This window comes from Microcystis sp. 49638_E5 (assembly GCF_021300285.1).
Classification (GTDB): domain Bacteria; phylum Cyanobacteriota; class Cyanobacteriia; order Cyanobacteriales; family Microcystaceae; genus Microcystis; species Microcystis aeruginosa_C.
This window is the reverse complement of record NZ_JAJTDH010000149.1, coordinates 1-6,853: the sequence shown is the minus strand read 5'-3', so window position 1 is coordinate 6,853 and position 6,853 is coordinate 1. Positions and strand designations below refer to the sequence as shown.

Here is a 6,853-nt window from a genome sequence, read left to right as displayed (position 1 = left end):
TTTGGGGTGTGGGGTGTGGGGTTTGGGGTTTGGGGTTTGGGGTTTGGGGTTTGGGGTTTGGGGTTTGGGGTAGGGTTGATTCATGAATCAACCCTACTATGAATCAACCCTAGGGTTTGGGGTATAAGGAGAAAAATCTATGGATAATAGCGCACAAAACTGGTACATTGTCCAGGAAAATACGGGAACTTGTCAGATTATAGCCCTAGAAAACGGAAAAACCCCAGTCAATGGTCAATACTGGGGTCCTTTTGCCGAGCGGGGAGAAGCGATCGCCCGTCGGGTGGGTTTAATTCGAGCGGGCAAATGTCAACCTATTGTTTAGCGGTATTGGTGGGCGTTTTTTTGCCTTCCGCGATTTCTTTTTCTAGGATTTCAAAACCCTTCTTGAATTGAGGATCCTGGAAGGTTCCCACCTGATCCCGTTCCTGTTGAAGATTTTTGCGATCTTCCTCGCTCAGTTCCGACTCCACATCCGGATGAATACCATCTTTATTGATGTCCCGTCCGTCGGGGGTGAGATACTTGGCAATTGTCACCGCTAATCCGGAACCGTCACTAAGACTGCGTACCGATTGCACTAATCCCTTACCAAAGGTTTTCGTACCGACAATAACCGCCCGATCATGATCCTGTAAAGCTCCGGAGAGAATTTCACTGGCACTGGCGGAACCACCATCGACGAGGACAACTAGCGGTTTATTAGTCAAAGCTTGATTGTTAGCCCGTTGACGTTCCGTCACCCCTTTGCGATCGACCGTAGAGACAATTAAACCATCGGGTATCCACATCCGAGCGATTTCGATGCTGGCGTAAAGTAAACCGCCGGGGTTAGAACGCAGATCGAGAATATAACCCTTCACCTCTTCAGATTCCAATTCGCGAATCGCTTGACTCATATCGCCACTAGCTTGGGCGCTAAATTGATTGAGACGGATATAACCAATTTTACCGATCGGGGTGTTTTCCGTGCGGGCCCGCACTGGGTGAATTTCAATTTTGGCCCGGGTAAGAGTCAATTCTTTCTTCTCCTCACCCCGTTGAATCGTGATCTTAACGCTTGTCCCCACTTTGCCGCGGATCATGCTCACCGCTTGCTCCAATTCCATGCCTTCGGTAGATTTACCATCGATAGCGATAATCACATCTTTAGGCAGCACACCAGCTTTAGAAGCGGGAGTATCTTCAATGGGTGAAACCACGACTAACTGCTTGGTTTTCTCATCTTTGGTCAGTTGAATCCCTACCCCAGTCAATTCTCCCGATGTATCGATCTTCATATTGTTAAACTCTTTGGGATCCATAAAACGGGTATAGGGATCATTGAGAGTTTTCAACATCTCACGGATAGCGGTGTATGCTTCCTCTTGATTTTTGTAGGAACGATTTAAATACTGATTGCGGATGGCGTTCCAATCCGATTGATTAAAAGTGCCATCTAAATAAGTGCGGTTGATGATCTGCCAAACCTCATCAACGGTTTCCTTGGGACTTTCCTGAAAAAAAGCTTGACTTTGGGAGAGACGGAATCCCGCCCCCGTGACGGCGACGGTAGACAGGACCACTGCTGTAGCACCGAGAACAAGTCCGCGTTTGTTGATAACCATAGGTAATTTTCAGATAAATTAGGCTGTTCTTGCCGAAATGCTCTTTCTGGCTGACCGTCGAAATATCTTGGCAAAAAGGAGCGTTTAGGTTTACTGGAGACAGACAAAAGAACGCCTGTAGACTACTACTGTTATAACATTTATTATCTCTTTCTTTGTCAAACTGGTTATTTGAGTGGCGATCAAGTTGCCAGCAGCCCACCTCGCGACCTAAGATAACAGCAAAACTGTCCCGGATTTTCCCTATGAGCGATCAAATCCCTTCTTCCCTCTCCCTGGAACAAAAACGACAAAACCTGCGCCACCAAAGGCGATCAAAGGTGTGGCAAGCTCTAGGTCGCTTTCTGGTGGTTAGTGGTTTAGCGACGGGATTAGCTTGGGGGATGACTTCACCCTATTGGACAATTACCAAGGCCGGACAGGTGGAAATCGAAGGCACGGAATTAATGTCGTCCGAGTCGATTCGTGCTTGGCTAAAATTAAGCTATCCTCTATCTATCTGGGAATTACCCACCCATCAATTGCGAGCAAAACTAGCGGCTATTCCCGCTATTGCCGACGTTAAGATCGAGCGGCAATTATTACCCCCGAAAGTGATTGTTTCTATTCAAGAAAGAAAACCTGTTGCCCGTTGGCGTTCTCATCAACAGCAAGGTTTTTTAGATGCCACCGGAACGATAATTCCTCAAAACTATTATGGTCGAACTCTACCCAAAAGCCAATTACCTAGCCTAGAAGTGCTTGGTTACGACCGACAATATCAACAACAGTGGCAAAAAATTTATCCCTTAATTGATAACTTATCGATTAAAGTTACCGCCATCGATTGGCGCAATCCTAGTAATCTTGTACTAAAAACTGAACTGGGACAGGTCTATTTAGGTTTTTATAAAGATAGATTGCCGGAAAAATTAACCGCTCTCGTACAATCACGGCAATTGTCATCCAAGATACCTCTAGCGCGAATTATCTACATTGACCTGAGCAATCCCGATGCTCCCACTGTACAATTAAAACCGCAGCCAGCCCCTAGGGTTGCCAAAGTAACGGCAACTGGCAGGGATTAACTGGAATTGATCAGTAAATAACTGCAATTATTCCCCTTATGTATTGCCAAAAAAACCAAATTATGATTTTATGAACAAGAAACTGATAATGTAGATACTGGAACCGACATAATATTAGTGATAGTGTTAACATTGCATCTCTGATTCATCAAACCAATAACAGAATCTTGTACTAATAGTGTTCCAATTCCAATGACATCGATTAATGAAATTGTTTCCACCTATCCCAATCTGAACAGTAACGATTATGCCAGTTCAGCTATGAGCGAAGATAATCATTACTCTCAGAATAATGCTGGAGTATTATTTACTCGTCCCCATGAATCACAGATGACACCCCGAGAAGAAAGTCGTAGTAATCGCATCGTGCCGAGCAATGTCGCCAAGATCAAGGTGATCGGGGTCGGCGGTGGGGGCTGTAACGCCGTTAACCGCATGATCGCCAGTGGCGTGACCGGAATCGAATTTTGGGCAATTAACACCGACGCGCAAGCCCTAGCCCATTCCTCCGCCCCCCAGAGGTTACAAATCGGGACAAAATTAACCCGAGGCCTAGGGGCGGGCGGCAATCCGGCCATCGGACAGAAAGCGGCGGAAGAATCTCGGGATGAAATCGCCCAAGCATTGGAAGGAACCGATCTAGTCTTTATTACCGCCGGCATGGGCGGTGGCACGGGAACGGGGGCCGCTCCAATTGTGGCCGAAATTGCCAAAGAAATCGGCTGTTTGACCGTGGGAGTTGTGACCCGTCCCTTTACCTTCGAGGGTCGTCGTCGCACTAATCAGGCCGATGAAGGGGTGGGCGGTTTACAAAGTCGGGTCGATACCCTGATTATTATCCCCAATAACCAGTTATTACAGGTAATACCCGCCGAAACTCCCCTACAGGAGGCTTTTCGCGTCGCTGATGATGTGCTGCGGCAAGGGGTACAGGGTATCTCGGATATTATCACTATCCCCGGTCTGGTGAATGTGGATTTCGCCGATGTGCGGGCAGTGATGGCCGATGCGGGTTCGGCCCTAATGGGCATCGGCATCGGTTCCGGAAAATCTCGGGCTAAGGAAGGAGCGATCGCTGCTATTTCCTCGCCGTTACTGGAATCCTCGATCGAAGGGGCGAAAGGCGTAGTCTTTAACATCACTGGTGGTCAAGATCTAACCCTACATGAAGTCAATGCCGCCGCCGAAATTATCTATGAAGTGGTGGATCCCAACGCTAATATCATCTTTGGGGCAGTAATTGACGAGAAAATGCAGGGAGAAGTCAGAATTACCGTCATTGCCACCGGTTTTTCCGGCGAATCCCCCTCTCGTCCCACCACTAACAAGGTGGTGATCAATACCCCCGCACCTAGTCCTGTCCCGACTCCCGAACCAGCAAAACCCGCAGGATTAGATATCCCCGAATTCTTGCAACGTCGTCGTCCTTTTGATCGCTAACCTCCTATGACTGCCATTGCCCTCACCATCGCCGGTTCCGATAGTGGTGGCGGCGCGGGAATTCAAGCTGATTTGAAAACCTTCGCCTTCCACCGAGTTCACGGGACCTGCGCCCTTACCTGCGTTACCGCCCAAAATACCCTGGGGGTCGAGCGCGTCGAGTCCTTAAGTCCAGAAATGGTGACAGCCCAAATCGATGCCGTGGTCGGGGATCTGGGTGTGCAAGCGGTCAAGACAGGAATGCTGTTCAGCAGCGAGATTATCGAAGCAGTGGCCGAGGCGATCGAGCGCTGGCGTTTGACCAGTTTAGTGGTGGATCCGGTTATGGTTTCGCGGGTAGGAGCCAAATTAATTGATGATCGAGCTTTAGATAGTCTTTTTAATAGTTTAATTCCTCTGGCTTCGATTATTACCCCTAATCGTTACGAAGCGCAGCTTTTAAGTGGCATCGAGATCAATGATTTTGAGGCGATGAAAGCGGCCGCCGAAATTATTTTCCAGAAGTCGGCCACACCGGTATTAGTGAAAGGAGGAGGTATGAAAGGCCGGCTGCGTGGGGTTGATATCTGCTTTGATGGGCAGGAATGGGAAACTTTTAAGACCAGAAGCGTCGAAACCAATAATACTCACGGGACTGGTTGTACCCTATCGGCCGCGATCGCCGCTAACCTCGCTTTGGGTGATGACCTGAAAATAGCGGTGAAAAAAGCCAAGGATTACGTTACTAACGCCCTCGATCATTCCCTCCCTATCGGTCAAGGAACCGGTCCTGTGGGGCATTTTTACCGCTTAAAAGCCCTAAATTAGTCAAAATTCATGACCACTACGCCGCGTATTTCCCCCCAAGTACCCCAGAGTTGCACTGATCGCCCCTCGGTTCCCCTCTCGGTCTATCGAGAATTGGTCAAAGAATTGCAGGCCAGCCAGGTACGGGTGGAATTTCTAGAAGCACAAAACCAGCAACTTGTCAAGAGTAATCGGCAATTACGTCAGGAAATCGAGACAGTAGTTGATCAGGGAAGACGATTAGAAAAAGTGGTAAAGAGTTTTGAGAGGAATCCCGTCGAGGAACCCTCCTTCGTCATCCCGGTTCCTCCCCGTTTGGTTACACCTCCCTCTCCTTCGCTGCGGGTTAAGGAAGAAATCCCGGTCACTCGTCCCATCACCGTTACTGCTTCAAAACAGCCATTTTCTAAAAATAGTTGGTTATTGGTCGGGTCAATTATTGTCGTGGTTCTTACCTCCGGTTTAGGGGCTTTTTGGCTTATTTCTGCCTCTAGAAACCCGGGTTCGACCGACTGATTGACTACCACCTCGGCATTTTAAGCTTAATTTCTTGCCCTTAGTCGGTTTTAATTACAATATGATCGATCAATCTTTGTGTCCTTTGTGTCTTTGTGGTTCGTTCCACCCCCTCGCTAGAAGGAATGTATCTTAGAATACATTTTACCCACCAAATCCAAGAGAGCCTGGAAGTTACCCCCCTGACAATTCTCTTAAACTCGGTTTCAGTTCCCATCTGTTGCCCCTAGGCTTTCTGTTCCTGTTTAGATTTATGTAGGGGATCCATATAAATCTCTAAGCGCTTAAATACCACGGAGGAAAGGGTAGTTAAAACCAAATAAACTAAAGCAACGGCGATATAAATCTCGAAAGCTTTATAGGTAGTGGCTACCATTAATTGACCTTGCCGGAATAACTCTTCAAAACCGATTACTGCCGCTAAACTGGTATCTTTAATTAGGGTGATAAATTCATTCCCCAAGGGTGGCAACATCCGGCGAAAAGCTTGGGGAAAAATCACCTCGCGCATGGTTTGCACTGGGGACATTCCTAGACTAGAACAAGCTTCCCATTGACCATTATCGATCGATTGAATACCGCCGCGCATAATTTCAGCTAAATAGGCCGCTACATTTAAACTTAGGGCAAATAGGGCCGCCGGTAAACGATCTAAGTCGATATTTAAGCCAATTTCTCGGAACAACCCGGGCAAACCAAAATAGATCAAGAATAATTGCACCAGCATCGGTGTTCCCCGAAAGAAATCCACATAGATGCGGCAAATTATTTTTAACCATTTGTAGGGAGAAATCAGGGCAATAGCCACTAAAGTTCCGCCGATTAACCCGAACAGAAAAGACAGAACCGTTAACAGAATTGTCCAGGGAACCCCTTTAAAAATCAGGTTATAGAATAATTCTCCCCAGTTAAAACTCGATTCCTGTAAATTCTTTAAAGCTGGGGCAACTAAGGGTAATTCTGGCGGTTTTTCTCCAAACCATTGCCGAAAAATAGCATCGTACCGACCACTTTCTATGACTCGACCGAGAGCATCATTAATTAACTGGAGATAGGGGGAATTTTTGGGTAAAGCAATGCCGTAGAATTCTTCCGTTAATAATTCTCCGACTACTTTTACACCTCGTAAACCCGCTTGTTTAATTGCATACAAAGTCACGGGTTTATCGTTAACTACCGCATCAACTCGACCATTAATTAATTCCTGCAAAGCTAAAGCCGCCGAGTCAAATTGACTAACCACTGACCCGGGTATTTTTATCGCTTCTAAGGCTCCCGTTGTGCCAATTTGGACGGCAATTCTTTTGCCTTTTAAGTCTTCAAAATTTTGGCTCTTCCGAACTTGTCATGTAAAATTAAAGAAAAAACAGACAATTATTGCTGACCAATAAAACAATAATTTATCTTTAAAAGCTGACTATGCTTGCAATACAGCAA

At 46.8% G+C, this 6,853-nt stretch carries 6 protein-coding genes and 1 pseudogene; 5 read left to right on the top strand and 2 right to left on the bottom strand.

Features of this window, described 5'->3' with window-relative positions; translation table 11 throughout:
* Positions 1–139: 139 nt before the first annotated feature.
* Complete coding sequence (locus tag LW728_RS22550; protein WP_002801425.1) at positions 140–325, top strand: hypothetical protein; 186 nt, start codon at positions 140–142, stop codon at positions 323–325.
* Here the strand turns inward: LW728_RS22550 and ctpC are convergent.
* The gene (gene ctpC, locus LW728_RS22545; protein ID WP_002801424.1) at positions 315–1,607 is read right to left on the bottom strand and encodes a carboxyl-terminal processing protease CtpC; all 1,293 of its coding nucleotides are present in this window, start codon (positions 1,605–1,607) and stop codon (positions 315–317) included. The genes LW728_RS22550 and ctpC overlap by 11 nt on opposite strands.
* 245 nt (positions 1,608–1,852) lie before the next feature.
* Between ctpC and LW728_RS22540 the strand changes: the two genes are divergently transcribed.
* From LW728_RS22540 to LW728_RS22525, 4 genes are all read left to right on the top strand, one after another.
* Positions 1,853–2,674: a cell division protein FtsQ/DivIB gene (locus LW728_RS22540; RefSeq protein ID WP_287768414.1), complete on the top strand. Its 822-nt coding sequence runs from the start codon at positions 1,853–1,855 to the stop codon at positions 2,672–2,674.
* Positions 2,675–2,866: 192 nt separating this feature from the next.
* On the top strand, positions 2,867–4,114 hold the full coding sequence (gene ftsZ / locus LW728_RS22535) for a cell division protein FtsZ (protein WP_287768412.1): 1,248 nt from the start codon (positions 2,867–2,869) through the stop codon (positions 4,112–4,114).
* Positions 4,115–4,120: 6 nt separating this feature from the next.
* On the top strand, positions 4,121–4,921 hold the full coding sequence (thiD, locus tag LW728_RS22530; RefSeq protein WP_002801421.1) for a bifunctional hydroxymethylpyrimidine kinase/phosphomethylpyrimidine kinase: 801 nt from the start codon (positions 4,121–4,123) through the stop codon (positions 4,919–4,921).
* Positions 4,922–4,930: 9 nt separating this feature from the next.
* Positions 4,931–5,416 carry a bZIP transcription factor gene (locus LW728_RS22525; protein ID WP_287768407.1) on the top strand — a complete coding sequence of 162 codons (486 nt, stop codon included), beginning with the start codon at positions 4,931–4,933 and terminating at the stop codon, positions 5,414–5,416.
* Positions 5,417–5,642: 226 nt separating this feature from the next.
* Here LW728_RS22525 and LW728_RS22520 read toward each other — a convergent pair.
* Positions 5,643–6,746 (bottom strand): annotated as a pseudogene (locus LW728_RS22520) (ABC transporter substrate-binding protein/permease); the annotation flags it as partial.
* Between the last annotated feature and the right edge of the window lie 107 nt (positions 6,747–6,853).